Source organism: Phocaeicola intestinalis (genome assembly GCF_014837065.1).
Taxonomy (GTDB): Bacteria; Bacteroidota; Bacteroidia; order Bacteroidales; family Bacteroidaceae; genus Phocaeicola; species Phocaeicola intestinalis.
In genome coordinates this window covers 31,242-56,368 of sequence record NZ_JACSPP010000020.1, presented here as the reverse complement: position 1 = coordinate 56,368, position 25,127 = coordinate 31,242, and the positions used below count along the sequence as shown (strand labels likewise).

Sequence of the window (25,127 nt, the reverse complement as noted above, 5' to 3'; positions counted from 1 at the left end):
AAACTGGGTTACAGTACGCACCAAACAGCTCAAAAATGTGGGCTAAATTGGGAACATTAAACTGGACACCCTAATTATTAATTATTAATTGAAATGAAGACCTACTTCACCTTCTTGGAGCGCAACAAGCTCTTTACATTCGTCAACGTGGCGGGGCTGAGCATCTCGCTGATGTTCGTGCTCCTTATCGCCAACATGGTGACACGGCAGCTCACTGTGGACAAAGACCTGCCCGATGCCGACCGCATCTCGGTGTTCGCCAACGAAGAATATGCGGGAGGACATTACAACTTGGGCGACCGCCTGCAAAGCCGCTATCCGGAGATAGAGGACTGGTGTGCCATGAGTGCAGCGGAACTGTTTGTGAAAGTAGGTGATAAAACGGTACAGGCACAGGGCGGTGTGGTAAAAAAGAACTTCTTCGAATTCTTCCGTCTTCCGTTGGTAGAAGGGAACCGTGAACAATTGCTTGCTGATGACAACAGTATCGTGCTTACCCGTTCGGCAGCCATCCGCCTGTTCGGTACAGAACATGCCATAGGCAAAACCCTGACGGTAATTCCCTGCAACAACGCGACATTCACCGTGACCGGTATCACCGAAGACTTCGACAACTCAATTCTTTCTCCCGACATCGAAATGTACATGCCGTTCGAGAACATGAAGTATATCAACTGGAGCAGCTCCATCGAATGTACGGGGATGAACTATGCCGGGGGAAGCGTTCTCTTCTTCCGTACCGCTCCGGGTACCGACCTGAATCGGAAATCGGCAGATATAGTATCGTACTTGAGAGAGTTTTTCTGGCTTTATCAAGATTCCGGTGCATTGAAAGAAGCCAACTTCATTCCCTGGTACGATTTCTATTTCTCCGAAACATCACCGGTCATACCGATGAACCAGTATGACTTTAAGTTAGTGGCAATCTTCATTGCCGTGGGTGTGCTCATCCTGCTGATGGCGGTGCTGAACTACATCAGCATGAGCGTGGCGCAGACCAGTTTCCGCGCCAAGGAAATGGCTACACGCCGCCTGCTCGGCTCATCGAAACAGGATATTTTCTGGCGAATGATAACTGAATCGTTTCTGCTTACACTCCTTTCATTCATCATAGGTTTCATCCTTGCCAAAGCTGCCGAACCAATAGCAATCGACTTGCTCTGCGTCAAACTTGATATTACGGGCGATCTCAATGCCACAACCGTTATTGTCTATATCCTGTTCATTGCAGCATTGACCTTGCTTTCGGGCTTTATCCCGGCTACGATACTTTCCAACTACAACCCCATGGACGTAGTAAAAGGGACTTTCCGACGCAAGACGAAAGCTGTCTACCTGCGGGTGCTCAACATCGTGCAGTGCGGGCTGACCATTGCCCTGCTCACCTGCTCCGTCTATCTCTCTCTACAGATATACCGCATCGTACACACACCCTTGGGCTATGCATACGACAATGTACTGATTTATCCGTCCTACGGCTCGCTAAAAGAGCTGCAACTCTTCCGTGCCGAAGCAAAGAAGCTACCTTTCGTAAAATGCATCTCTTTCTCGCGCGGCGTACCTTTGGACGGAGGGAACAACTATACCACCTACATTCCTTCGGCGGACAGCACGGTGGAGATGAGCTTCCAGACCTTTATCGCCGATTCGGCGTTCCTCGACATCTACCATATACAGATAACCGAAGACCGCCACGCACCGTTAGGAGGCAACAATATCTTTTTAAGCGAACGGGCGATGAAGACACTGGCAGGCATCGGAATCACGGATTATTTCACAAACGATACTAATGATCGCTTCCAAATAGCCGGCGTGTTCAAGGACTTTGTCATCAGCCGAAACCTGATTGACCACGATATCCATCCGCTTCAGATACAGATAGAGCACCCCGATAGCATCTACCCATCGAACATTTCGGTCGAAGTGCAGGACGGCGACCTGAACGTTTACAAAAAACAATTGGACAAGTTGTTCAAGATAGCCGCCAAGGATTTTTCTTTCGACTCTGCATGGTACGGCGAACAAATGCATACCCTTTATGCCGACTTCAGCCGCTTGAACAGCCTGATGCTTATCTTTACCGGAGCAGCTTTGCTTATCTCCTTGTTGGGACTGACCGCCATGAGCCTTTACTTCATTACCCAGCGTAAGCGCGACATGGCTATACGGAAGGCATTCGGATCCAGTTCGATGAAAGAACAAGAAAGGCTGATGCGCTTCACGTTCGTATCACTTGCCATCAGCCTGACAATCGCAGTTCCACTGATGACGCTTGGCATACATCAGATAAATAAGATTGTGACCTTCGACAGCACCTTCCCGTGGTGGGTTCCGATAGCTTCCATCATCACGGTAGCCCTCATCTCACTGGTTTCGGTATACCTCATCAGCCTGAAAGCCACACGAGAGAATCCGGTGGAAAACCTGAAGACGGAATAAATTCATAGGCACTAGGTGACTAGGTACTAGGAACTAGGTTCTAAACACCTTAGTATCTACAGACCTAGTCAACTAGTACCTAGTTACCTAGTCAACTAAATACAGCATTGATCTATAAACTCTCTTAGATTTCAAATGCCGCCGGCAAGCTTGCGTGAGCAAGGAAGCCGGCGGATTTGTTTTTCTCCTGTTTCCGATGTCTTTCCAACTGCATGAACAACAGACACAAAATTCACTTTGCCATATGAAAGACTTTCAAATCTGTTATCATGTCTTTATTCACTGAAGGAGCTCCATAATATCGGGAAGATACAAGAACTGATTCCTCTTCGCAACTTCCCCAATGCAATTTAGCGGAGAAAACAACCCTGCTCTCCCAATACAGCGTGCCTTCTATAAAAACCATATACGTCCCTTTGGATACAGGCATACCTTCATTGTTTTTACCATCCCACACATAATGTAACGTCCCGTTCCGAGGAGTGGCACCAGTGAAAGCATCAATATTGCCGGATATCCTATTTTTCGGATCAGCTTTGGCAACCCATGTGGGAACGGCATCTTTCCGGTATTCATATCCTCCTTTTGCTGTAAAAGACGTAACATACAAGGTACGTACCAACTTGCCCGTTTCGTCTTCTATCCAAATGGCATATTGGCTGGAAGCAATGCCGCCACGCTGGAAGCGGAAAGAAATCTCCAACCGTTCTCCTGCGGGAGTTTCTTTCGCATCTTCTCTGTCTTTCGCATACGAGGTGGTGCAACCTTGCAGGCAGATGCCGACCGCAACCAGGGCGGCATCGAGGCGTTGCATCTGTTCTGCCGTAAGCTTCCAGTCTACCGCCCCCAGGTTCTGCCGGAGTTGTTCTTCTGAACTGGCTCCGATGACAAGGCTGCACACCGTAGGACGTTGCAACAACCAGTTCAATGCCACTTGTGCCACAGCCTTTCCCGTTTCCGCAGCCACTTCATCCAACACATCTATTATATTATACAGACGGTCGTAAGCCACTACGTTATCCCTTACGGGTGCGCCTCCGCGTGCCACTCTTCCGTCTTGCGGCATGGAGTTGTTCCGGCGGTAGCACCCTCCCAGACGTCCGGCAGCCAACGGACTCCAGATGATGCTGCCTACCTGCTGGTCTATGCCGAGCGGCATCAGTTCCCATTCAAAATCACGGTTCAGCAGCGAGTAATATACCTGAACGCCTCGCACCGAATGAACCGCAAGCTGAAGGAAATCGGCAGGATGGCAGGATGTCCCGTCAAGCTCACGTTCTATGTGAGCAGGCACGGTTGGGCCAGCATCGCCCAAAGCCAGCGCATCCCCTTGCCGGTCATCAGCGAGGCATTGGGGCACGACTCGGAAAACACCACACGCATTTACCTTGCCCTGTTGGACACTTCCGTGGTGGACAGGGCAAACAGCAAGGTCATCCGGTCTGTTTGCAAACAGGAAACCCGGCACGTTTAATTACCCTATGGCACTGTCCACATCTACATAATAATCCGCCGGATTGTTGCGGTCCACATACACGCGCACCTTCTTCTTCGGGTCTATCTCGTAGCTTTCGTACCAGAAGGAACCGCTGCGGAAGAAGTACACCCGTCCATCCGGTGCGGTGTAGCGGCAACTGACCACGATGGGATGACGTCCGTTCATCGAGTTGTTTGTATCCTCGCGGATGCCTGTGATTTCCGCTTCCACCACTTTTCCAGTGGCCAGCAACCGGCGGGCTTTCCGCTCATGGCTGCGCTTCACCAGCCAGAATGCCGCACCCATCCCGGCAAACACGGTTCCCATGAACACGAAGAGGGCAACCAGCCAGCCGTTATCGTCCAGATAGCGCACTTCCCGGGGATTGTTTTTCTGATAATATACGGTTATCCGCTTGCCCGGGTGCATGGACGAGGATGCCATGTTGAGTGTGGCTGTATAGGATTTTCCGTCTACGGCATATTCCACGACGGGAGTGCCCAATGATTCGCTGGTCGCTCCGCGCATGGCCAGGATGACGGCATTCACCGGTTCCGCCTTTTGCCGGAATGTATGACTGCTGACGCCAACGGCAATACCTGCAGTGAACAAGATAATGCCAAGAAGAATAAATATGCCGCAGAATACGCGGATAAATGTTTTGTCTTTCCGTCTGCCTTTGGCCAATGCCTTCTCTCTGTCGGGATACATTGAATATGTTTTTTTAGTGAATAGGATAAGTGATAAATCATGGAGGAGTCAAGTTGTTGTCCGTCTTGTCAGCGGCAAACTCGTCCAACCGGCCTCGGTAACTTTCGGGAATAAGCAGTTCCGGCCAGTCGCCCGCCTCTTGGGGTGTAAAAGAGATGGAAGTGTAGCCTATCTGTATTGGCTTTCGGCATTTGCTGTCATAACGCCAACGGGCTGTCCGCCTTACGCCAAAATCATCCGCATAGTAGCTCCATTCATCGGTTTCGGGAAAATACTGGTAGACTTCCGTCGGGCCTAAGAGGGAAATAAACACACCGATAGGAAGCTCAATCTTGTCATGGCGCATATTCTGCCAATTAGTGTACACCGCGAAACCGATTACTCCCAATGCACCGGCGATGATGAGTCCTAAGAATGCTCCCAATATCCACTTGGATTGCTTATAACCCCGGACTACCTGTTCGGGCTTCAGCCCGTCCAAACTATTCCCATACTTTCCGAGGTATTGGCTGATGACGGCATCGTCCATATCCGGAACGGATTGTTCCGTGAGGCGGTGTTTCATCTTATAGAAAATGTCCGGATTATTCCGGTCAACAAATAGGGGAAGCCTGGTACCTACCCGTACCAGCCCCAAAATCCCCGCCATCGAGGAGGAAACGGATTCCTTGAAGCGGTGCTTCGAGCCTCCGGGCAAGGCAAATTCATAGACGGCCATTGTCGTCTGTTTGCCGTCGGAATCCTTCTCTTCCTTCAGTTCCACCACTTCAGCTTCCGCCAAGACACCTTGTGCAACCGCATGAAGCTCAGTTTGATGCCTCTTCCAGGTGGCATGGGCAAAGGAGCAAGCCAGCGCGATGAGGAAAAGACCTAATCCACAGCCCAACCAAAAATAAACCGGAATAAATGCGCACCCGGAAAGAGTACCTGCCACGGCTATTATCGCAAAGACAATAATCGTTTCCTTTCGTTGGCTTTTCTTGCATTCTTTATAGGCTTCTTGGCGCAAGTCTTCTTCTTTCATAACACGGACAATTTATGAATTTGATAACAAAAATAGCGTCCGGTCATTTCATTCCGGTTACAATGCCGTGAATTCCGATAAAAGGCGCAAAAAAACAATCCGGGACGGTACTTTTCTACTGCGGCGTTGCACAACCACTGCGGATTTGTTGCACAAATACATTAGCAGACAAAGTATTAGATGCGGTAGAGGATGAAAACGAATTAAAACACGATGCAATTGAAGTCGCACAGAAAAAATAGGTTAATACTTACAATTATAGGGAACTATATGGTATCATAACTATATAATTCCCTATACTAATATTTGATACTCAGGTGATTAAATTGCAACATTTGGTTCAAGCGTGGAACTGCAATGTCCACTGTAAATCGAAGGTCCTAGGAAAACCTTAACACAAGAGTGGAGTGATAGCAGCCCACGCTATAGCGTGAGAACCACTATGCCTTCTTCTTGTGTTCATCTGAAAATTTCCTAGGTTTTCGATTTACAAGATGTGCATAACGCTTCTTTTTTATCCGTATGTCCTTGAGCGGGATTTCTCCTGCTCAATCGCAAAAGTACGAAAATAATGCTAAGTAGCTAATATTTCTGCATTATTTTTTGCTTTTGCGCAGGTGTTATCACTCCAATTATATCTATCATTGTCTTATTTGGATGATTATGTGGCAAATTTAGATAAGAATATGTGCCGAATTGCAGCACATGTTTGTACTTATATGATGCATAGTATAGATTGCCCATATCTATGCTACCCAATTGTTGACTTTTTACTCCTGAGGGGTATAAACAGTTTCTATTACAGTTCCAGTATGCTGTCGCCGTTCCGCTCGGCACGCAGCAGCTTCCGTTCCGTGTGCCGTTTCAGGCTTTCTTCGAAGTTTACTCCTTCGCGCATGTTGCCGAAAGCTTCTCCCGGCGCCCAGTTTACCCGCACCTCTTTGATGTGCCGGTCGGGCTGGAACGCTTCCATGCTTTCGACTCCTTCGCATCCCAAGGTGATGTAAAACTTGCCCAGGTCATCCAGTTCCACCTGATAACCTTCCTTCAGCAACTTTGCGGTAGCTTCCGCCAGCATCTTCGTAATGGCGATGAAGTCTCCCGTGCTGTAAGCGCACCCGTGGGCTCTGATGTGCCGTGCCACTTCTTCCAGCGAGAGGGTTTTGATACACTGTGCCGAGGCGAAAGCCCGCTTCGGACGTTCCGGGTGGCGGGGTTCGCCGCGCATTACTAAGCTGTACTTTATCATATTCAGATTATTTAAAAGGTTGTTGTTATTATCTTCTTCTCTCAACGCAGATGGCTTCGCCCGGTGTAAGATTAATAATCTTCCGCTTGTAAGATTAATAATCTTGCAGCCTGAAGATTAATAATCTTACAGCGGATGGGGCTATCATCGTTTGCCGGCGCACCTATATCCGCGGACTTCCGCAAGCGGCTGCGTCTTACAAAGATACTATCTGGGAAGGCGGTTGTCAAGAATTTTAGGGAAAATTATGCAGGGAATTGTTTCACGCACACGAGACTTGTCGTTTGCTGCAAACGCCATGCGGTGCCGATGTTTTCTTCTGTCGTATTCTTGCCTGTAATGTATGTCATGCGCGGTACAAGTTTGTGCATTTTTTCACCACAGCAGACACAGAGGCTTTTAAATTTTTCCCTGTGATACCCTGTGTCCGCTGTGGTAAAATAGTTACGTTACACTAAATGCACAATTTTATTCCGTGCAAAGTATATACAGGACAAAATCGGTTTGCAAAATATCCAGAAATCGTTATCTTTGTGCAAAAGAAACAAAACCAAATACATTACGACAATGAAAGATTTCTTAAAGTACTTGCTGGCTACCGTTATCGGTCTGTGTATCGTGGGAGCCATCTTTACCATTATCGGCATTGCAAGCATTGCCGGCATGGTGGCATCATCGGGAACAGAAACCACGGTGAAAGACAATTCGGTATTCGTAATCAACCTCAGTGGAAATGTGGCCGAACGCAGCCAATCGAATCCTATGAACCAGCTCTTAGGTGACAAGTTTACGACCTATGGACTGAACGACATTCTCAATTCCATCCACAAAGCAAAAGAACACGAAAAGATAAAAGGTATCTGCCTCAATGCCGAAGCCTTTGTCTGCTCAAGTGCCTCGCTTCAGGAAATACGTAATGCCCTGCTCGACTTTAAGGAAAGCGGAAAATTTGTTGTGGCATACGGAGGCAACTACAGCCAAAGCACATATTACCTGGCAAGCGTAGCAGACAAAGTGGCTGTAAATCCGCAAGGCAGCCTTGCCTGGCACGGACTGGCTGCACAATCAATGTTCCTGAAAGACTTGCTTGACAAAGTGGGCGTAGAGATGCAAATCTTTCGTGTAGGAACTTACAAATCGGCGGTAGAACCTTACACATCCACCGAAATGAGTCCGGCAAACCGCGAGCAGACACAGGCATTTGTCAACTCTATCTGGGGACAGATGGTGAAAAATGTATCCGAATCGCGCGGCATCCCTGCCGATACACTCAATGCACTTGCCGACCGAAACATGGATTTCCAGCCTGCCGAAGCGTACATCCAGACAGGACTGGCAGACACACTGCTGTACAAGGACGGAATGCTTGCCTATCTGAAGCAACTGACCGAGACTGATGAGGACGACAACCTGAACACCCTTTACGTAGAAGATATGGTGAATGTACAGCGCAACATACCGAAAGACAAGAGTGGAAACATTCTGGCGGTATATTATGCTGCCGGCGAGATAGGTGACGGCGCACTGGCTTCGGACGAAGGTATCAACTCGGAACAGATGATAAACGATCTGCGCCGACTGCGCGAAGACGAAAACGTGAAAGCCGTAGTATTGCGTGTCAATTCACCGGGCGGAAGCGCATACGGTTCGGAACAGATATGGCGTGAGGTGTCCTTGCTGAAAGAAAAGAAACCGGTCATTGTGTCAATGGGCGACTATGCGGCTTCGGGCGGTTATTACATCTCGTGTGCAGCCGACTGGATTGTAGCCCAACCTACTACACTGACCGGCTCTATCGGTATCTTCGGTATGATACCGAATGCGCAGAAGTTGCTGAACGACAAGTTGGGCATCCATTTTGATGTAGTGAAATCCAACCGGCTTGCCGACCTGGGCGATATCAGCCGTCCGTTTACCGAAGAAGAAAAAAATCTGGTACAGGGAATGGTGAACAAAGGCTATGAACTCTTTACCAAACGATGCGCCGACGGACGCAAGATGCCGGTAGAAGACATCAAGAAAATAGCCGAAGGCCGTGTATGGACAGGCGAAATGGCAAAAGACCTGAAGCTGGTAGACGAACTGGGCGGCATTGACCGTGCCATAGCCATTGCCGCCGAGCGTGCAGAGATAACGGAATACACCGTAATGGACTATCCCAAACAAGAGGAATTCTTCCTTAGCCTGCTCAATTCGACAACAGACCACTATCTGTCCGCCGGGCTGAAAGAGCAATTGGGCGAATGGTACGAACCGTTCCGCATCGTGAAGAACCTCAAGAATGCAGACCACATCCAGGCACGCATGCCTTTTATATTGACAATTAATTAGTCATGCCAATCAGGAGTTAAAAGGGAGTTATAGGTAGTTATCGCCCGCTTGGCAGGCTGGGAGTTAGAAACCCATACCTTTTGCACCACTTTCAGAAGCAAGGCTATTGCTTTTAACTCCTGAACGAAGTGATAACTCCTGTGAAACATAACTACGTTTAAGAAGCTGTTTTGAATTTATCGTGCGATGATTTGGGATGAGTTTTTGAGGCATTTTTGCTTCTGTGATGAGGAAGATAGCGGGCTATCTGACGAAGAACAGGAGCGAAAAGGACCAAAAAATCGCCCAAAGCACACACGAAAACGGATACATCAAGCCAAGAAAAACTTTTTGGAGAAATTCAAAACAACTTCTAACTCCTGATTCACATTAGTCAACTAAAAATATGCATAACAAGCCGAACGACATACAGATATACCGCAGCCTGCTGCCCCTAGCTTGGCTATACGGAGTGGGAGTGCGTTTGCGCAACTCCTTATTCAATAGAGGCGTGCTGCATTCGCACACGTTTTCCGTACCGGTTATCTGCATCGGGAACCTCACGGTGGGAGGCACAGGCAAAACCCCACACACTGAATACCTGATACGCTTGTTACACAGGGAATGGCAAGTAGCTGTATTGAGCCGGGGATACAAACGGAAATCGAAAGGATTTGTGTTAGGGAATCCGGAAACGCCCATTGAGGAGATAGGTGATGAACCTTACCAGATGTTGCACAAGTTTCCGGACATCTACGTAGCGGTAGACCGCGACCGGTGTCATGGAATCCGCCTGCTGACTGATGGACATACGGCACCCGGTACACGGGTTATCCTCTTGGATGATGCTTTCCAGCATCGGTATGTGAATGCAGGCGTCACCATTCTGCTTATCGATTATCATCGCCTGATTACGCGCGATGCTTTACTCCCTGCCGGGCGTTTGCGCGAACCGGTAAGCGGGAAAGTACGGGCAGACATTCTGATAGTCACCAAATGTCCACCCGGTCTGGATACAGATATCCGGAATGCCATACGGAAAGAACTGGCGCCACTCCCCCGACAAGAGTTGTTTTTCACGACCTTGGCATACGGGAAACTCCAGCCTTTGTTTGTAGAGGCACCCGAACGTAACCTTGAAAGCGTCCGGACGGATGAGTACATCTTGCTCCTTACGGGTATCGCTTCGCCTGCCCCTCTCATAAAAAAACTGTCGGAATACAGTCCGCATATCGTTCCGCTTACTTTTCCCGACCATCACGCCTTCGATGCTTCCGATATACAATGCATCAAAGACAGATTCGGGAAATTGCCGGAAAAAAAGCGGTTCATCGTCACGACCGAAAAAGATGCAGCCAGGCTCATCGGACACCCTGATATGGACAAGGACCTGATACCTTATATATATGTGCTGCCTATTACGGTAGAGTTCCTCGATGAAGAAGAAAAAGAAATGTTCAACCAAAACATCATAGAATATGTTAGAAAAAATACAAGAAACAGCAGCCTTTCTGAAGGCTAAAATGCAAACTCATCCCGAAACCGCCATTATCTTGGGAACCGGTTTGGGAAGTTTAGTACATGAGATAACCGATAAATATGAAATAAGTTACAAAGATATCCCCAACTTTCCCCTTTCAACCGTAGAAGGACATAGCGGTAAGCTGATATTCGGCAAGTTGGGTGGGAAAGACATCCTGGCGATGCAAGGGCGTTTCCACTTCTACGAAGGCTACTCGATGCAGCAGGTGACTTTCCCGGTACGCGTGATGCGTGAGTTGGGCATCAAGACTCTCTTTGTATCAAACGCAGCCGGAGGCATGAACCCTGATTTCGAGATAGGCGACCTGATGATTATCACCGACCACATCAACCTCTTCCCCGAACATCCGTTGCGTGGAAAGAACATCGATTACGGTCCCCGCTTCCCGGACATGAGCGAGGCTTATTCGAAGGAATTAATCGCCAAGGCATTGGAAATCGCCAAGGAAAAAGGCATCAAGGTACAGCAAGGCGTATACGTAGGCACACAAGGCCCGACATTCGAAACGCCGGCAGAATACAAGATGTTTCATATCTTGGGCGGTGATGCGGTAGGTATGTCGACCGTGCCCGAGGTCATCGTGGCAAACCATTGCGGCATTAAGGTGTTTGGTGTATCGGTCATCACCGACTTAGGCGTAGAAGGTAAAATCGTGGAAGTATCGCACGAAGAAGTGCAAAAGGCAGCCGATGCCGCACAGCCGCGCATGACCACTATTATGAGAGAACTGATAAACAGAGCGTAAGCCATGCACGAAGGGAACAGAACCGAAATAGCGACGCTCGGCGAATTTGGCTTAATCAAGCGTCTGACGGAAGACATTAAATTGGAGAACAAGGAGTCGGTGTACGGCGTAGGCGATGACGCCGCCGTACTCTCCTATCCGGATAAACAGGTATTGGTTACTACCGACCTGCTGATGGAAGGCGTACATTTCGACCTGGTATATACCCCGCTGAAACACTTGGGGTACAAGTCGGCCATGGTGAACTTCTCGGATATCTATGCCATGAACGGCATGCCGAAGCAGATTACCGTATCGCTTGCCGTATCGAAACGCTTCTGCATAGAGGACCTCGAAGACTTCTACGACGGGGTGAAGCTGGCGTGCCGGCAACACCATGTGGACATCGTGGGAGGTGATACCACTTCTTCGGTCACAGGCCTTGCCATTTCTATCACCTGCATCGGCGAGGCGGCAAAAGACCAGGTTGTGTACCGCAACGGTGCGAAAGAAACCGACCTGATTTGCGTATCGGGTGACTTGGGAGCCGCTTACATGGGACTTCAGTTATTGGAACGTGAGAAAGCCGTGTTCCAAGGAGAAAAGGATGTGCAGCCTGACTTTGCCGGAAAAGAATACCTGTTGGAACGTTTCCTGAAACCGGAAGCACGGCGCGACATTATCGAAAGCCTGGCAAAAGCCGGAATCAAGCCCACGGCAATGATGGACATTTCCGACGGACTTTCTTCTGAATTGTTGCATATCTGTACGCAAAGCAAGGTAGGATGCCGAGTTTACGAGGAGCGCATCCCGATAGATTACCAGACCGCCGTCATGGCAGAGGAGTTCAACATGAACCTTTCTACCTGTGCATTGAATGGAGGCGAAGATTACGAGCTGCTCTTCACCGTCCCCCTCACGGCACACGAGCAAGTAGAGCAGATTGCAGGCGTGAAAGTCATCGGCTACATCACCAAGCCCGACTTAGGCTGTGCCTTGCTTACGCGCGACGGAACCGAACTGGAACTGAAAGCCCAAGGCTGGAATCCGCTGAAGTAAGATATAGAAATAGCATTATTCACTACAGAGGGCACAGAGTACCACAGAGAAAAATTTAAATACTCTGTGTGCCTCTGCGTCCTCTGTGGTGAATAGAATGCTTAAATTATGCATCATAATCTTTCTCCCGGCAACGGTGGAAGAAATAATCTGTCAGAAAGTGCGCGTTTTGTTGTAAGAATTTCCGTCCGTACTCTTCTCCTTTCAAGCTGTTCAGCATCGCATCCGGTAGCATGCCCCTGTCTTGCAACATGCAACTCAAGTCGTATGGAATCACGTCCGGGCTAAGTAAGAAAGAAAGCGCTTTTTGAGCAGCGGCTTTTGCATCGTAAAACGGATTGTCGGGCGACTTGACACATTCGCATAACTGGGTTTGTATGTACAGCCCGGTTCGAGGACTTGCCATCAAGATCAATCCATGCTTTGCTCTTATTGAAGGCAACTTCAATCCTTCAGCCGTACGGTATTTCATCTCATGAGTCAGGAAGTCAATCATTTCCTGCCGGGATTTGCAGAAATAAAAAGGCTTTCCGCCGGTTGCCCGTATGAAGTCTTCATACACAGCCTTTTCGTTCCGATGTTCTTTTTTGTCACGCAGGCTTTCTACAGCTTGCTTTATGTCATTATTCAATGACGGCAACAGACTCATTATACCTATTTGATTCCACACTTTTCCATAATGCAGCAAGGTGCAGAGAGCAACTGATTCACCCACTTGCCTTTCTTTGATAGAACTTAAGTCGAAAGAATCCTTAGTAACTCGATACACTTCATCCCTACCGCATAAGTCCTGTAAATACAAGAAACCGTCATCTTCCCCTGTAAGCAAGAAGAAACTTTCTATATACTCCTTTGTCGAACGCCATTCTTGCGGACCGTTGTTCTGTTCAGCCCACAATGCCAGCCATTCGCAAGATGTCAAGGATAAAAGGTCTCTGCGCCCTTGCAACATCAAGGCTGTATAGGTGTTATATACGAGCAAGTTCTTCTTCCCTTGCCAATCCTCGCTTAAATCGCTTGTTGTTTCTTCTAATTCATCCTCATATTGCTTTTGGTTTTCGATATTGAAATAAGAGTCATAATGAAACCATTGCAATACTAAACGATACTTCTCGAAACTGTTCAATCCTCCTTTTCCCTTGGGATGCATAAATTGCCAAAGCCGTTCATTTTCGGGTGCCGTTTCATAAATCTCATCCAATATGCAGTAAAGTTCATTCGCAAAAAGTTCTATCACTGGATTTTCGGGATTAATAATACGTCCTTCATCCCGGGAAGAGAACTGTATATGATGCCATAACAGAAAGCGTATGTCTTCGACATTAATTTCATCGGGGTAATAATTTTCATCCAGCGGATAAAAGGGAAGCCAGTTCCCGTAACGTTTCTTACACGCTGCTGTAAAAGTAGTCCAAATTCCTACTTGGCTGATGACATCCTCAAACCAGGCTGTCAGGCAAAGGCTAAAATAGCGGGCATCCTTCTCCTCAAACATTCCGTCTGCTAAAGGCGTGTTCAGTACTTGGTAAATCTGATTGGCTACATCGGTGTAATAGCGGTCTACTTCGTCCACAATTTGATAAGGATGCAATTCCAACCATTCTTTCGGATATATTTTCTTCATTGTCTATTGATTTTAGTAGCACACATCGTTGTTCTTTCTTGTCAATTTTGACCGAAAGTACAAAAAAATCGTTTATCCTTTTGCTTTTCCGATTATTTCTGCACTTTTGATAAAAAAGTTTCAAAATAGTTTGCAGATTCAAAAAATTTGCCTACCTTTGCACTCGCAATCAAGAAACAATGATTGTAAAGTTGGTGCCATAGCTCAGTTGGTAGAGCAAAGGACTGAAAATCCTTGTGTCACTGGTTCGATTCCCGTTGGCACCACAAAGAGTCAGAGAGTTACAGCGATGTAGCTCTCTTTTTTATTGCTTTATTGGGAGTCCGAAATAAAAAGGTTTTTCAACATCAAATGATTGTTTCTAAAAAGAATTAGCTATATTTGCCCTTAAAGGATCTTTACCTTTATGGCTCATACAGCAAAGGCAACCACACAGAGGACAGCGACATTGACATTGCCGTTGTGGTAGAACGAATGAGTGATGATTATTTTGAAGATACTCCTTTATTGTGGAAACTGAAACGTAAGATAAGCAATCTTATAGAGCCAGTTCTACTTACAGAAGATACAAACAATCCTCTCTATGCAGATATTCTCAAAACGGGAATACTGATATAAACAGAAATATAGAGACCTATCCAATATAGGACCACTTATATTTATATGAGATAAGTAATACAATTGTTAATAATTATGTGTAAGCCGAGGTGTAAACTACGGTGAGTTTTTCTCCAGTATGCACAACCTGCATAAGCTTGATGCCAATAAAAGTTTTGGTTTCCATCAAAATAATCCTTTGCATTTGCTGACCAATTCGGCTACATTTTTCGCATTCATTTTCTCAAGCAGGCGTTTGCGGTAGGTTTGTATCGTGTTTATGCTGAGATACATGCGCCGGGCTATTTCTCGCGTACTCAGCCCTTGCATAAGGTATGTCAATACTTCTTTTTCCCGGTCAGACAAGGTACGGTAAGGTGACCTGTTCTCGGTTCTGCTCCGTTTATCGTGCAACAAGCTGAATGCCTGGCTGAAGTATTCCTGACCGTTCCGTATGGTATTTACTGCCATGGGAATTTCATTAAGGTCAGCGTGTTTGGATACAGCTCCGCTAATGAAATTGCGGATGTCCGATTCGTATAGCTTGGTAGCTATCCAAGGCTCCTCATGCATGGTATAGACCAGAATGGGGCATTGCGGCAGATGTTCGTGTATCATTCGGATGAGGTTGAAACCGTCTGTGCCCGGAAATTCCAAATCGGTGATGCACAGGTTGAAATCCGTTCCCGTAAGGACTTGCTTTAACGTGTTCAAGTCGTTGGCTTTCATGCAATGTGCTTGGATATGCGTACTAAGTAACTTTTCCAAGCCGTCGGTCACGATGGGATGATCATCTATCATAAGGATGTTATACAAATTCTCGTTCATTGGATTCGATTTTGAAAGTCATTATAAAGCGGTTCTCTTTTTCGCCGGTCTGGTTTTCGATTGTAGCCCGGATGGCTTTGGCACGGTCGCTTATGGTACGTAGCCCGATGCCTTTTTCTTCCGTTTGGGGACGGTTCGGGTATATGGGATGACCGTTATCTGTAATCTGTAAGAAGATATTTCCGTCTGTATGGCGGCTGAGGTAGATGCCGATGCTTGAAGCGTCGGTATGCTTGATGACGTTCATGGTGATTTCCTGCACGATTCGGTACACTTCGCGGGCGGTCCTTTGGGGCAACGCGTCGGGTGGCGTTGGCGAAGATGAGCCTTCGTTATAGCTGACGCGGACGCCCGTGTTTTCCGTGAGGCTTCGGGCATATTGGCTCAGTATCTCATTCAGGCTGAGGCTTTCGAATTCGGGCGGCATCAGTTCGTGCGAGATGGTTCTTACGTTTTCCCTTACCTGTTTGATAGCCTCAGCCATTGACGCCTGTTTTTCCGTGCGGGCTTTCATTTCGAGGGCAAGCAGGTCGTTGGCGGTACCGTCGTGAAGCTCTTTGGCGAAATGCCTGCATTCTTCTTCCAATCCTTCGATGTAGCTTCGTGCCGATTCCAGTTCTTTTTCTTGCCTCATCCGGAGCAGTTCCCGTTCGGCGTTCCTCCGCTTGTGGCGTTGCTGGAGCAGGATGATAACCAGACATGCCAGTCCGGCTATCAGGGCGAGGGCTATCTTCAGCGAGTCGGCTTCTTGCTTCAAGACCTTTTCGCGGAGCCGGGTGATTTCCAGTTCTTTTTCCTGTGTCTCGTATTTCACTTTCACTTCCGCCATTTGCGAGGTGACTTCTTGCTTGGCGAGCGAGTCCGCCCACATCCGTGCGCTGTCCATATAGGCGAAGGCTTTTTGCGGATTTCCCAAATGATGATAGCAGACCGCCATCTTTTCGAAAAGCGATTTCTTTTCGCTTCCCGTCGGATGGGTATTCAGGTAGATAAAGTCTTTCAGGGCTTCGGCATACCGCTTTTGTTCGTAGTTCGCCAAGCCTCGTGTCTGGATGAATCCCACGGCGGAAATGTTATGAGGCGGAAGCTTTCCCAAAAGTTTGTTCCCTATGCCGATGTAATAACGGATAGAGTCGGTCATCCCTTTGCGCTGGAAGTACCGGTACATGCCGGGGATGCAGCGCACCTTCCATTCCGCATTGCCTTCGGGACCGCATGCGATTTGCCACGCTTGTTGGATGGAAGCCCCCGCTTCTTCAGTCTTTCCGATTTGCGCCTTGATGGCGGACCGCACTTGCCAGGCAGCGAATGTGGTGGGAAGGTCGTCGGTTTGGAGCACATACTTCAACGCATCGTCGATGTGCCTTTCCGCGTCTTCATAGTTCCGCAGGTTAAAGTAGAATACTGCCAGGTTCAGGTTGAGGTTTCCTATCCAGCTCTTGTCTCCGTATTGCCGGGCGGCATCCAGTGCCTTGTTATAGAAATAAAGGGAAGAATCTTGCCGGTTGAACCGGTGATAAAGCACACCCAGGTCGTTGTACACGCTGACGTGCTTCTCTAAGTCCTCCACTTCGGGCAAGTAGGGCAATACGCTTTTCTTCATCTCCAGCGAGCGGGCGAGTTCACCTTTATAGAAGAGCAAGGTGGCTTGCTCGTTGAGCAGAACCGGATAAAGGGGTGAGCCGGTTACGCCTTCCATAGCAAAAGCCTTGTCGAAACAAGCCTGAGCCGAGTCGTATTCGCCTTCTCCCATAAGCGAGACTGCCTGATCATAGAGATGCGCCAGAAGGGTATCGGTAGGCAATTCTTTTCCTTTGCTTTCGGATAAAGGTATCACGAAAGCGGAAATCAGCAGGATAAGATGCAGGCAATACGTGCGCATAATTGTTTATAATAGTTAACCGATGCAAAAATAGTAATTTATTTGAAACCACATGCCGGGTGGTTGGATTTTTTTCATTCAAGGATGCATTTTGATAAACATAAGTAAGTTGCCTGTTTAACATAAGTGAGTCGGACGTTTCACATAAGTGAGCCAGCCACATCACTTATGTTTGCAAAGGCTCTTCATGCGAACATTCAATAAAGTTTATTCTCCTTTGAAAAATCACTGTTTTAGGTGACAAAGTGTTTTTGGAAAAATGTCTTAATTTGCAAAAAGCGTGTGAATATAAGTAAAGTAAAACTAAATACGAATGATTATGAAAAAGTTTTTCTACGCAATGATGTGCATCGTGTCGCTTTGCCTGAGCGGATGCGGCTACGATGACAATGAAGTATGGAACGCCATTAATGACCAAGAGGAGCGCATCGCCGCACTGGAAGAATGGCAAAAGACAGCTAACGAAAACATTGCTGCCCTGCAGGCAATCGTAAACGGGAACGATTATATCACTTCGGTGGAGGAAATCAAAGATGGAGATGAGGTTATCGGTTATACCATCAATTTCTATCGCCAAGGTGAGGTAAATATTTATAACGGTGCAAAAGGTGATAAAGGTGACAAGGGAGATCAAGGTGATAAGGGTGATAAAGGTGACAAGGGAGATAAAGGTGATATGCCCATTATCGGTGTGGCCGAAGGTAAAGATGGGCGTTGGTACTGGACATTGAACGGTGAACTCTTGGAAGATGCTTCCGGCAATCCGATTTGTGCTAATGGTAAGGATGGTGAAGACGGTCAGGATGGCCAAGATGGTCAAGACGGTCAGGATGGTGAAGATGGCAAAGACGGTCAAGATGGAGAGGATGGTAAGGATGGAGTTTCTGCTCCTGTTCCACAATTGAAAACAGAATATGGTGATGTATATCTGTCGGTAGACGGTGGAAAAACTTGGACTAAGGTAAATGGTGAAGATGGTCAAGACGGTCAGGATGGTCAGGACGGTGAAGACGGAAAGGACGGAAGTAACGGCGATAGTTTCTTCTCGGATGTAATAGAAACGGGAAGTAGTGTGATATTCGTGTTGGCGGATGGTACGGAAATAAGTGTGCCGAAGAGTTGCGTTACTTTATATAGTGTGATGAATGGTGAAAAGCAGATGATAACTAATGGACAATTGTCTGTCCCATTGAATCAAGCGTTTAGCATTGTATGTGAGACTACAGGAGGCTTCCGCTGGTCTCATAAAGTGTTGGATGGTGGAAGCGATTGGACGGTTACATCTACTTCGTCGGGAGTTGAAGTATCTGCAATTACAGCTTCCGGTTCAGCGACTATTCTCTTTACGGTAGTAGCAGAGGACAATCAGGCTTTCTTCTATCAGGTAGAGGTAAAAGCGTTAAGTGATGAGGAAATGTCGGACTATTATTTAAATACGATTGAAGAGCATATATCTACGATGGAGTCTGCTGAAAGTTTGGATGCTGCACTGAATGAACTTGCTGCTTGGATTGGAGAACAGCCTTATATTAAGGAGGTTACGGTCCAACATGATATTATTACTTTTACTTATGTAAATGGTTTGAGTTCTTTTGTTGCTCTTGGTTTGGTGGAAGAAGAGGCTTCTAATGTCACAAAGACAAGAGCTGCAATTGATGTGTTGGAACAAAAAACTTTTGATGTAGAATCATATTCTGATGATGTCATAATTGATAATAAAAAAGTGTTGTTTTATGATCCTTTTAATTGGGAAGAAATTATATATAAGCATAGTGAAACTTCTATTTTTCGGAATGATTTAGTTAGTGCTTCTCCTGTAAATTTAGATGTAGAATATGAAACTAATGGTTCTCTTTCTACTATTGAAAATTTTTCAAATTATGGAATTATATTGGTTACTAAAACTCATTCGTTTGGCGTAGACCCGGCAAAGTTGAACTTGCCCAATGATCATAAGGATTATGACCATTTTAGTTGCTTTGCTATACCTAAAGAAGAATATTATAAAACGAATGGATTAATAAGTGGAATATGTTTATCTATAAATAATGAGGTTGTTGGATTATCTAATTATGATAAGGCTGATTATACACTGGTGACACCTTATTTTGTACGTCACAATTCTGGATTAAATTCGGTTGATAATAAGACCATTTATGCTGTATTGGCATGTAATACATTTAATCAAGAAACGGCCTGCAATGGAAATTTTGTTGGTATTAAACATAGTTCAGGACGTGCAGATAATCAAGTGTATATGACTAATTATTTTATGAGGTTATTTAATGGATTGTCGCATTTGGAATCAGGGGAGAAATGTCCTAAGACATGGGATAGACCTTGGACTTCTTTTGGGCATAATGATTGGATTCATGAATGGATAAGTTGGTGGCCTGCTGTAGAATCAGCACCTGAAAAGCATATTAAAAACACATACCCCAACCAACGCTATTTCAGCATAACGACCAATGATGTAACATCAGATGATGCGAAGAAATTCACATCTGTTCCTGTTTCCGCTACGATTAATGGGTATAAGAACTTGAAAGCGGGTATCGAATACAAAATATACTATTGTGAAGGTGATAAAGAATTTAATGTAACGGATGAGGGGATACTTTCGGAAGAAGTAGAAGTAGACGAAGAAGGTAATATAGAGCATCAATTGACCAGCTTGGAAGCCGAAAAAACTTATTCTTGCCGCATTGGATTTGAATATGCGGGTAAATATTATTATGGTGCAAGAAAGAGCTTTACGACTGGAGCATCAGGTGCTTTTGTCGCAGGTAAGGCTATAGATTTGGGTTTGAGCGTGAAATGGGCAAATTACAATGTTGGTGCCTCTAAACCTGAAGAGTATGGAGGTTTGTATGGTTGGGGTGACCCGACCGGAGAATGCTTGTGGCAATGTGCAGAATACTATTATGGCTGGTATGCCGATACGTATTATTGTTATAGACAATATGCTGGTGGAAATCCTCCCGATGATATCAGTGGTAGTGAATGGGATTATGCCCGTATAGCTTGGGGAAGTCCGTGGCGTATGCCTACTCACGGAGAAATGTCGGAATTGATAGAAAAATGTGCTTGGGAAATATATACAGAGAATGGCGTGAGGGGAGCAAAAGTTACAGGTCCGAATGGGAATGCTATATTTTTACCTTTTACTGGATATCGCTGTGGAGATACTTACAGACTTCAAAATGAAAATGGAAATTATTGGACAAGTACTCTGGATGAAGGAACTCCTACTCGACATAGAGCCTATACACTTTATTTGGACATATATTATGATGACAATGATCAGCCTTATTTAACTTGTTATTCTAATTATAGGAGTACTCCTTTCATTTTTTTCGGGTATCCTATTCGACCCGTACAAGATTAAAGGGATTACATATTGATAAATAAATGATTTAAATTATGGAAAAAGTAGAAGACTTATTGCAGAAATTGCAAGAAAAGTTTGGTGATGCAAGAAGCATTGTCGAACAAGCGAATGTACAAGATCCGTGTGACCATTTCTTTTACGATGCAGGTTGTGGGTCTTGTAAAGGGAATGCCACAGGTTATTAAGTAAATGAACAAAAGAATCTCTTCCTTTGCTATAACATAACGAAGGAGGGGATTCTTGTTTTTTGTGCAATGAATAATGGAAACAAAGAAACCGATACTTTGTATAATGCTTATCGTGACCAATGCATGCAATTTGCATTGCCGGTATTGTTTTGAGGGAAATAAGAATCCCCGGAAAATGACGTTAGATACGGGGAAACGGATTTTGAAAGAAACATTGAGTGAAAAAGGACGTGACGCTTTGAAAGTAGACTTTTTTGGCGGAGAACCATTCTTGAACTTTCCGTTGATAAAAGAATTATGTGAATGGGCATGGAATGAATATCCCCAAAAAGACATCTGTTTCTTTACAACGACCAATGGCGTTACGCTTACTCCGGCTATCCGGGAGTGGCTGAGGGAAAATAAAAGTCGCTTTTTAGGCTCGCTTAGCTTGGACGGAACGCCTGAAATGCAAAAGATAAACCGTGGGGCGGTGATTGACTTGCAAGATATCCAATTGTTTCGGGAACTTTGGCCGGGGCAAGGAGTGAATATGACCGTATCGCAAGAAACGCTTCCCATGATGGCAGAGGGCATCCGGTATATTCATTCTTTGGGATTCCAACGTTTCAAGGTAAGCTTGGCACGTGGTCCCCAATGGAAAGCCGAAGAAGTGGAAGTGTATAAACGGGAATTGGAAAAAGTAGTCGGATATTGCTTGGAGCATTCGGAACTAAAGCCATACGAACGTTTTGAAGACTCGCTGATTCCTCTACTGAATGAGAAGATGATGAATTATCATTGTGGAGCAGGAAAAACCATGAGGGCTTATGACCCCGAAGGAAACCTGTATCCCTGTCATTTATTTGCACCAAATTCGGTAGATGCAGAAGCTTGGAAAAAGATTGCTGCTATTGATTTGCACGGTGATACGACTTTTCTGCATGATGAGGATTGCCAAAAGTGCATCATATGTAATATTTGTAAGACTTGTGTCGGTCAGAATTACAAAGAGCGCGGTGATATCGGGAAACGGGATAAGGCCTTATGCCCGTTCTTCATTGTGGAAAATGTAATGATTGCCCGGTATAAACTTCAAGTATTGGGGAATAAACCGTTTGAAGCATTTGATAAATTCGATTATTTAGAATTGAAGGCAGCAAAGAAGTTGGTTGACGAATATGAATCTTCTGTAAAACGATGAAAGAGTTTGTGTTTAGTGTGATTTGGGCAGCAGTCTGCGCATGGGTATGTACTCAATTATTAGTTTGGGTTGATTTGACGCGATTTGCGTTTTTTTTAGGAATCGCAAATCAAATCTCTCAATGGGGCTTTTCGCCAAAGGTAGTTTGTTTCTTGTTTTTTGCAGTATTGTTTCTTGCCACAGGAACTCATAAATTATTAGGGACTTCGTTGCGTATCGTAATTGGTTGGGCTGGTTTTATCATAAGTTTTATATTAATACTTATCATTTGTTGGTATGTTGTAAAATGGCTCATTTCTTGTTTATAATGGATGTGTCCTTACTGATTAGAACATTTCGAGTTTTCGTTTGGGTTATATTACCGTGCAGACGGTGTCTTTTTATGGTTTTGGGACGGAAAACCTAAAAGGGAGACTGCTTGAGGCTGGTTCTATATCTTTCAATCATACATTGTCTCATTTTTTTCAAATATCACTGTTTTAGGTGACAAACTAATCGACGAAAAATGCTGTAATTTGCAAAGACGTATGTTTAGTAGATTGTATGGTATGTTATGAAAAAAATACTAATAAATAGGTTTGTAAGATTGATGATGGCTTGGAAATCTTTTATGCATTCCGGATTGGTCTTATGGGAAATGCTTGTGTGTTGGGGGCTTTCTTCGTGCTTGTCTTGGAAAGAGGATTATTAAAAACAATGTTGTATGGATTATACGAAACAAATATTAGAACGTTTTCCTTTCTTACAGGATATTGTCACTCCTTCGTGGCTGGTATATGTCATATTAGTGGGCATACTGATATTGTTTTGGCTGACACGTGCCAATAGGGACGATGAAGAACCCGGGGTGACGTTGGAAGTGATGATAGGTTTCATTGTGCTTTCGCTGGCAGAGGTGTATCTGTTAGTCGGTTGGAAAGGGCATCATTTGTCTTTCCTTATGCCGAGTGAAGCGGATGGCTGATGGCGTGTTACATTTTCTTGGAATTTCAGTCGTTACTGGTATTGGTTACGCTGTTTATGAGTTTTGGCAGCGTTATACGTGTTCTTAATTATACGGAAAATAATCATTTAAAATGATACGTTTATGGACGAAAAAGTAAGAAAACAGAAGTTTTTGCAGCTTCAGTTCTGTATGCTGTTGCTGGTGTGTACCTTGTTACCCGATTTGGGTTCTTTGTTGGGGTTACCCGATTTCAGCGTTTCGGTGTTTTGCAGCCAGTTGGTAGGTGTGATCGGAGCCGGATGGGCCTTATACGCTTTCTACAAAAGCGGGCCTATGCCCGTACCTTTCTTGTGCCTGGCAGGTGGCGGAATCGTGATAGGGTTGCTTTCGCTTATTCCCGATATGCCGGCTTGGTTGGACTATGTGGGTCTGATAGCCTTGCTTGTCGCTTTGTTTATGAGTGCAGGAGCTTTGGGCATCCGTTGGAAAAATAGTGGAAGCCAGGGAGCTTACCTGGTATTGATGGCTCTGTTGCTACATGTATACGATAGCATCGGCGATTCTACAATGACAGGCATTGCAGCACTGATAGGCCTGGTGCTTTTCTTTGTGGGATTAGGCAAACTCAAGCAAAGTGTTGACCAGAAAGGTGCACAGGGCGTGTCGCGTCTGAAGATAGCCGTTATTTTGGGTATCGTGGCAGTTGTGTTCGGCTGGATTCCCTTGTTGGGTGGCATCGTGGCAGGCATCTTGCTGATTATTGGATTTATCATTGAGTTCTTAGGGTATGGCTCGATGATGCAGTCGGCATCTTTAGGCACCGAAGGGCAAGCAGGTGCAGGCAAGTTACGCATCAGCATGATTATTTTGCTGATAGCAGCTATTATCGACTTATTCCCGTTGACAGGGATGGTCGTAGGGCTTATTTCGCTGGCTGCTTTGTGGCTGGTGTTCAAAGGCTGGACCATGGTGCTTGTAGGATTGGAACAATATAATTAATATAACAGAATCTATGAAAACAAAACAATCAGTTTTTGCCCTTGTTGCGATAGCATCATTGGCATTCGCCTCTTGTGGAGGTAATGGAACATCCTCATCGGGTGTAGCCAAGAAAAGTTTATTCGGCGATATACCGGAATTGTATGAAGAAAAGGCGGTAGACTTGTTGAAAGAAGCCGCATCCATGCAAGGCAAGGAGGCGAGTATGGGTGAAGCTCTTGGGCTGATTGCCAAGATGCAGGTGATGTATGAAGAAGCAGGAAAAGAAGCCCAACCGTTGGCAGACAAACTGGTAGGGGAAAAAGTAGCATATGAATTGTCGGATAGCCTGTCTTATCAACTTGTGTCGGACATTGAGGTGAAAAAAGTTTCTCTTCCTGAATATGCATTATTCGGGGGTGGTGAGCAGACTACACGGCTTCATGTGAACTTTGACATCGTAATGACTCAAAATTCAGAAGAATATATCAGGTTGTATTATTTGATTATGGATGATGATACACCTATCGGTTATGGATCTTGCTCAGGATTAGGGAAACATGCTGTAGGCGATACAATACATGTTAAGGATAAAATTACCGCTCCGGATGTCCCTGCAAAATATGCAAAAGCCTGCAACATGTTAAAATTTGTCACAGAATATACCTATTATTCGCAACGGGATGCATTGCGTGAACAAGCTAAGAAATGGAATGAAGAGTTAGAAGCCAAATACGGAATTAAAAAAGAAGATGATAAGTGATTTTCTTATTCCATTTGTCTCAATCGGCTTTATCTGTTATATGATAAAATAACAGCATATTATTGAATAGTTGTTACGGTCGGAATTCCGGGAGGAACTCCGACCGCTTTTTATAGAATGTTCCTATACAAAAGCAAAGATAAGGCTTACGGGACATGTGTGGTTGGGCGGTCATAAAAGTTCAATATGCTTCAAATATCACTGTTTTAGG

The 25,127-nt window shown here is 45.5% G+C and carries 20 protein-coding genes, 1 tRNA gene and 3 pseudogenes; 16 read left to right on the top strand and 8 right to left on the bottom strand.

Annotated elements, in window-relative coordinates; all coding sequences use genetic code 11:
- Window positions 1-93: 93 nt before the first annotated feature.
- A complete protein-coding gene (locus tag H9625_RS08365) occupies window positions 94-2,439 on the top strand; it encodes an ABC transporter permease (protein WP_191763878.1) in 2,346 nt (781 codons plus the stop codon).
- A gap of 232 nt (window positions 2,440-2,671) precedes the next feature.
- Here H9625_RS08365 and H9625_RS17995 read toward each other — a convergent pair.
- Window positions 2,672-3,118 (bottom strand): annotated as a pseudogene (locus tag H9625_RS17995) (DUF2271 domain-containing protein); the annotation flags it as partial.
- A gap of 114 nt (window positions 3,119-3,232) precedes the next feature.
- Window positions 3,233-3,643: pseudogene (locus H9625_RS17990) on the bottom strand (aldo/keto reductase); the annotation flags it as partial.
- Between H9625_RS17990 and H9625_RS08350 the strand changes: the two are divergent.
- Window positions 3,638-3,913: pseudogene (locus tag H9625_RS08350) on the top strand (tyrosine-type recombinase/integrase); the annotation flags it as partial. The pseudogenes H9625_RS17990 and H9625_RS08350 overlap by 6 nt on opposite strands.
- Here H9625_RS08350 and H9625_RS08345 read toward each other — a convergent pair.
- From H9625_RS08345 to H9625_RS08335, 3 genes are all read right to left on the bottom strand, one after another.
- Window positions 3,914-4,627 carry a DUF3592 domain-containing protein gene (locus H9625_RS08345; protein ID WP_087406680.1) on the bottom strand — a complete coding sequence of 238 codons (714 nt, stop codon included), beginning with the start codon at window positions 4,625-4,627 and terminating at the stop codon, window positions 3,914-3,916.
- A gap of 37 nt (window positions 4,628-4,664) precedes the next feature.
- Complete coding sequence (locus H9625_RS08340; protein WP_191763876.1) at window positions 4,665-5,651, bottom strand: DUF3592 domain-containing protein; 987 nt, start codon at window positions 5,649-5,651, stop codon at window positions 4,665-4,667.
- A gap of 799 nt (window positions 5,652-6,450) precedes the next feature.
- Window positions 6,451-6,900, bottom strand: coding sequence for an HU family DNA-binding protein (locus tag H9625_RS08335; protein WP_191763874.1), 450 nt, complete (start codon window positions 6,898-6,900; stop codon window positions 6,451-6,453).
- Window positions 6,901-7,467: 567 nt separating this feature from the next.
- Here H9625_RS08335 and sppA point away from each other — a divergent pair.
- The 5 genes from sppA to thiL all read left to right on the top strand — a co-directional run bounded on the left by sppA (window position 7,468) and on the right by thiL (window position 12,536).
- Window positions 7,468-9,231, top strand: coding sequence for a signal peptide peptidase SppA (gene sppA / locus H9625_RS08330; protein WP_191763871.1), 1,764 nt, complete (start codon window positions 7,468-7,470; stop codon window positions 9,229-9,231).
- A gap of 186 nt (window positions 9,232-9,417) precedes the next feature.
- Window positions 9,418-9,594 carry a hypothetical protein gene (locus H9625_RS08325; RefSeq protein WP_191763869.1) on the top strand — a complete coding sequence of 59 codons (177 nt, stop codon included), beginning with the start codon at window positions 9,418-9,420 and terminating at the stop codon, window positions 9,592-9,594.
- Between the two features lie 22 nt (window positions 9,595-9,616).
- The gene (gene lpxK / locus H9625_RS08320; protein ID WP_191763866.1) at window positions 9,617-10,732 is read left to right on the top strand and encodes a tetraacyldisaccharide 4'-kinase; all 1,116 of its coding nucleotides are present in this window, start codon (window positions 9,617-9,619) and stop codon (window positions 10,730-10,732) included.
- A complete protein-coding gene (locus H9625_RS08315; protein WP_022041274.1) occupies window positions 10,689-11,498 on the top strand; it encodes a purine-nucleoside phosphorylase in 810 nt (269 codons plus the stop codon). The genes lpxK and H9625_RS08315 overlap by 44 nt, the downstream gene beginning before the upstream one ends.
- A gap of 3 nt (window positions 11,499-11,501) precedes the next feature.
- Entirely contained in the window at window positions 11,502-12,536 is a 1,035-nt protein-coding gene (gene thiL / locus H9625_RS08310) for a thiamine-phosphate kinase (protein WP_191763864.1), read from the top strand.
- Window positions 12,537-12,642: 106 nt separating this feature from the next.
- Here the strand turns inward: thiL and H9625_RS08305 are convergent, their stop codons facing one another.
- Window positions 12,643-14,160: a DUF3843 family protein gene (locus H9625_RS08305; protein ID WP_191763862.1), complete on the bottom strand. Its 1,518-nt coding sequence runs from the start codon at window positions 14,158-14,160 to the stop codon at window positions 12,643-12,645.
- Between the two features lie 193 nt (window positions 14,161-14,353).
- Between H9625_RS08305 and H9625_RS08300 the strand changes: the two genes are divergently transcribed.
- Together H9625_RS08300 and H9625_RS08295 are read left to right on the top strand one after the other, a co-directional pair.
- Window positions 14,354-14,426, top strand: a tRNA-Phe gene (locus H9625_RS08300).
- A 115-nt stretch (window positions 14,427-14,541) separates the two neighbouring features.
- Window positions 14,542-14,778 (top strand): nucleotidyltransferase domain-containing protein, encoded by a 237-nt coding sequence (locus tag H9625_RS08295; protein WP_087207197.1) that lies wholly within the window; start codon window positions 14,542-14,544, stop codon window positions 14,776-14,778.
- A gap of 165 nt (window positions 14,779-14,943) precedes the next feature.
- On the opposite strand, the gene H9625_RS08290 is transcribed toward H9625_RS08295, so the two are convergent.
- A complete protein-coding gene (locus tag H9625_RS08290; protein ID WP_191763860.1) occupies window positions 14,944-15,585 on the bottom strand; it encodes a response regulator transcription factor in 642 nt (213 codons plus the stop codon).
- Window positions 15,566-17,467 carry a tetratricopeptide repeat-containing sensor histidine kinase gene (locus H9625_RS08285; protein WP_191763858.1) on the bottom strand — a complete coding sequence of 634 codons (1,902 nt, stop codon included), beginning with the start codon at window positions 17,465-17,467 and terminating at the stop codon, window positions 15,566-15,568. Before H9625_RS08285 ends, H9625_RS08290 begins: the two co-directional genes overlap by 20 nt.
- 313 nt (window positions 17,468-17,780) lie before the next feature.
- Here H9625_RS08285 and H9625_RS08280 point away from each other — a divergent pair, with 313 nt between their 5' ends.
- The 7 genes from H9625_RS08280 (at window position 17,781) to H9625_RS08250 (ending at window position 24,916) form a co-directional block, all read left to right on the top strand.
- A complete protein-coding gene (locus tag H9625_RS08280; protein ID WP_191763856.1) occupies window positions 17,781-20,855 on the top strand; it encodes a PL29 family lyase N-terminal domain-containing protein in 3,075 nt (1,024 codons plus the stop codon).
- A gap of 35 nt (window positions 20,856-20,890) precedes the next feature.
- On the top strand, window positions 20,891-21,043 hold the full coding sequence (locus H9625_RS08275; RefSeq protein ID WP_191763854.1) for a hypothetical protein: 153 nt from the start codon (window positions 20,891-20,893) through the stop codon (window positions 21,041-21,043).
- Between the two features lie 76 nt (window positions 21,044-21,119).
- Complete coding sequence (locus H9625_RS08270; protein WP_191763852.1) at window positions 21,120-22,229, top strand: radical SAM protein; 1,110 nt, start codon at window positions 21,120-21,122, stop codon at window positions 22,227-22,229.
- A complete protein-coding gene (locus H9625_RS08265; protein WP_191763850.1) occupies window positions 22,226-22,537 on the top strand; it encodes a hypothetical protein in 312 nt (103 codons plus the stop codon). The genes H9625_RS08270 and H9625_RS08265 overlap by 4 nt, the downstream gene beginning before the upstream one ends.
- Before the next feature lie 395 nt (window positions 22,538-22,932).
- Entirely contained in the window at window positions 22,933-23,193 is a 261-nt protein-coding gene (locus H9625_RS08260) for a hypothetical protein (RefSeq protein ID WP_191763848.1), read from the top strand.
- A 123-nt stretch (window positions 23,194-23,316) separates the two neighbouring features.
- Window positions 23,317-24,174 carry a hypothetical protein gene (locus H9625_RS08255; protein WP_225226371.1) on the top strand — a complete coding sequence of 286 codons (858 nt, stop codon included), beginning with the start codon at window positions 23,317-23,319 and terminating at the stop codon, window positions 24,172-24,174.
- A 13-nt stretch (window positions 24,175-24,187) separates the two neighbouring features.
- Window positions 24,188-24,916 (top strand): hypothetical protein, encoded by a 729-nt coding sequence (locus H9625_RS08250; protein ID WP_191763846.1) that lies wholly within the window; start codon window positions 24,188-24,190, stop codon window positions 24,914-24,916.
- Window positions 24,917-25,127 lie beyond the last annotated feature (211 nt).

What these genes read in the sequence shown, in the direction of transcription:
- H9625_RS08260 (WP_191763848.1), top strand. Translation starts at nt 22,933, where the DNA reads ATGGATTATACGAAACAAATATTAGAACGTTTTCCTTTCTTACAGGAT.
- H9625_RS08325 (WP_191763869.1), top strand. Translation starts at nt 9,418, where the DNA reads ATGATTTGGGATGAGTTTTTGAGGCATTTTTGCTTCTGTGATGAGGAA.
- H9625_RS08345 (WP_087406680.1), bottom strand. Translation starts at nt 4,627, where the DNA reads ATGTATCCCGACAGAGAGAAGGCATTGGCCAAAGGCAGACGGAAAGAC.
- thiL (WP_191763864.1), top strand. Translation starts at nt 11,502, where the DNA reads ATGCACGAAGGGAACAGAACCGAAATAGCGACGCTCGGCGAATTTGGC.
- H9625_RS08285 (WP_191763858.1), bottom strand. Translation starts at nt 17,467, where the DNA reads ATGCGCACGTATTGCCTGCATCTTATCCTGCTGATTTCCGCTTTCGTG.
- H9625_RS08365 (WP_191763878.1), top strand. Translation starts at nt 94, where the DNA reads ATGAAGACCTACTTCACCTTCTTGGAGCGCAACAAGCTCTTTACATTC.
- H9625_RS08255 (WP_225226371.1), top strand. Translation starts at nt 23,317, where the DNA reads ATGGACGAAAAAGTAAGAAAACAGAAGTTTTTGCAGCTTCAGTTCTGT.
- H9625_RS08305 (WP_191763862.1), bottom strand. Translation starts at nt 14,160, where the DNA reads ATGAAGAAAATATATCCGAAAGAATGGTTGGAATTGCATCCTTATCAA.
- H9625_RS08270 (WP_191763852.1), top strand. Translation starts at nt 21,120, where the DNA reads ATGGAAACAAAGAAACCGATACTTTGTATAATGCTTATCGTGACCAAT.
- H9625_RS08275 (WP_191763854.1), top strand. Translation starts at nt 20,891, where the DNA reads ATGGAAAAAGTAGAAGACTTATTGCAGAAATTGCAAGAAAAGTTTGGT.
- H9625_RS08335 (WP_191763874.1), bottom strand. Translation starts at nt 6,900, where the DNA reads ATGATAAAGTACAGCTTAGTAATGCGCGGCGAACCCCGCCACCCGGAA.
- H9625_RS08265 (WP_191763850.1), top strand. Translation starts at nt 22,226, where the DNA reads ATGAAAGAGTTTGTGTTTAGTGTGATTTGGGCAGCAGTCTGCGCATGG.
- H9625_RS08250 (WP_191763846.1), top strand. Translation starts at nt 24,188, where the DNA reads ATGAAAACAAAACAATCAGTTTTTGCCCTTGTTGCGATAGCATCATTG.
- H9625_RS08280 (WP_191763856.1), top strand. Translation starts at nt 17,781, where the DNA reads ATGATTATGAAAAAGTTTTTCTACGCAATGATGTGCATCGTGTCGCTT.
- H9625_RS08315 (WP_022041274.1), top strand. Translation starts at nt 10,689, where the DNA reads ATGTTAGAAAAAATACAAGAAACAGCAGCCTTTCTGAAGGCTAAAATG.
- H9625_RS08340 (WP_191763876.1), bottom strand. Translation starts at nt 5,651, where the DNA reads ATGAAAGAAGAAGACTTGCGCCAAGAAGCCTATAAAGAATGCAAGAAA.
- lpxK (WP_191763866.1), top strand. Translation starts at nt 9,617, where the DNA reads ATGCATAACAAGCCGAACGACATACAGATATACCGCAGCCTGCTGCCC.
- sppA (WP_191763871.1), top strand. Translation starts at nt 7,468, where the DNA reads ATGAAAGATTTCTTAAAGTACTTGCTGGCTACCGTTATCGGTCTGTGT.
- H9625_RS08290 (WP_191763860.1), bottom strand. Translation starts at nt 15,585, where the DNA reads ATGAACGAGAATTTGTATAACATCCTTATGATAGATGATCATCCCATC.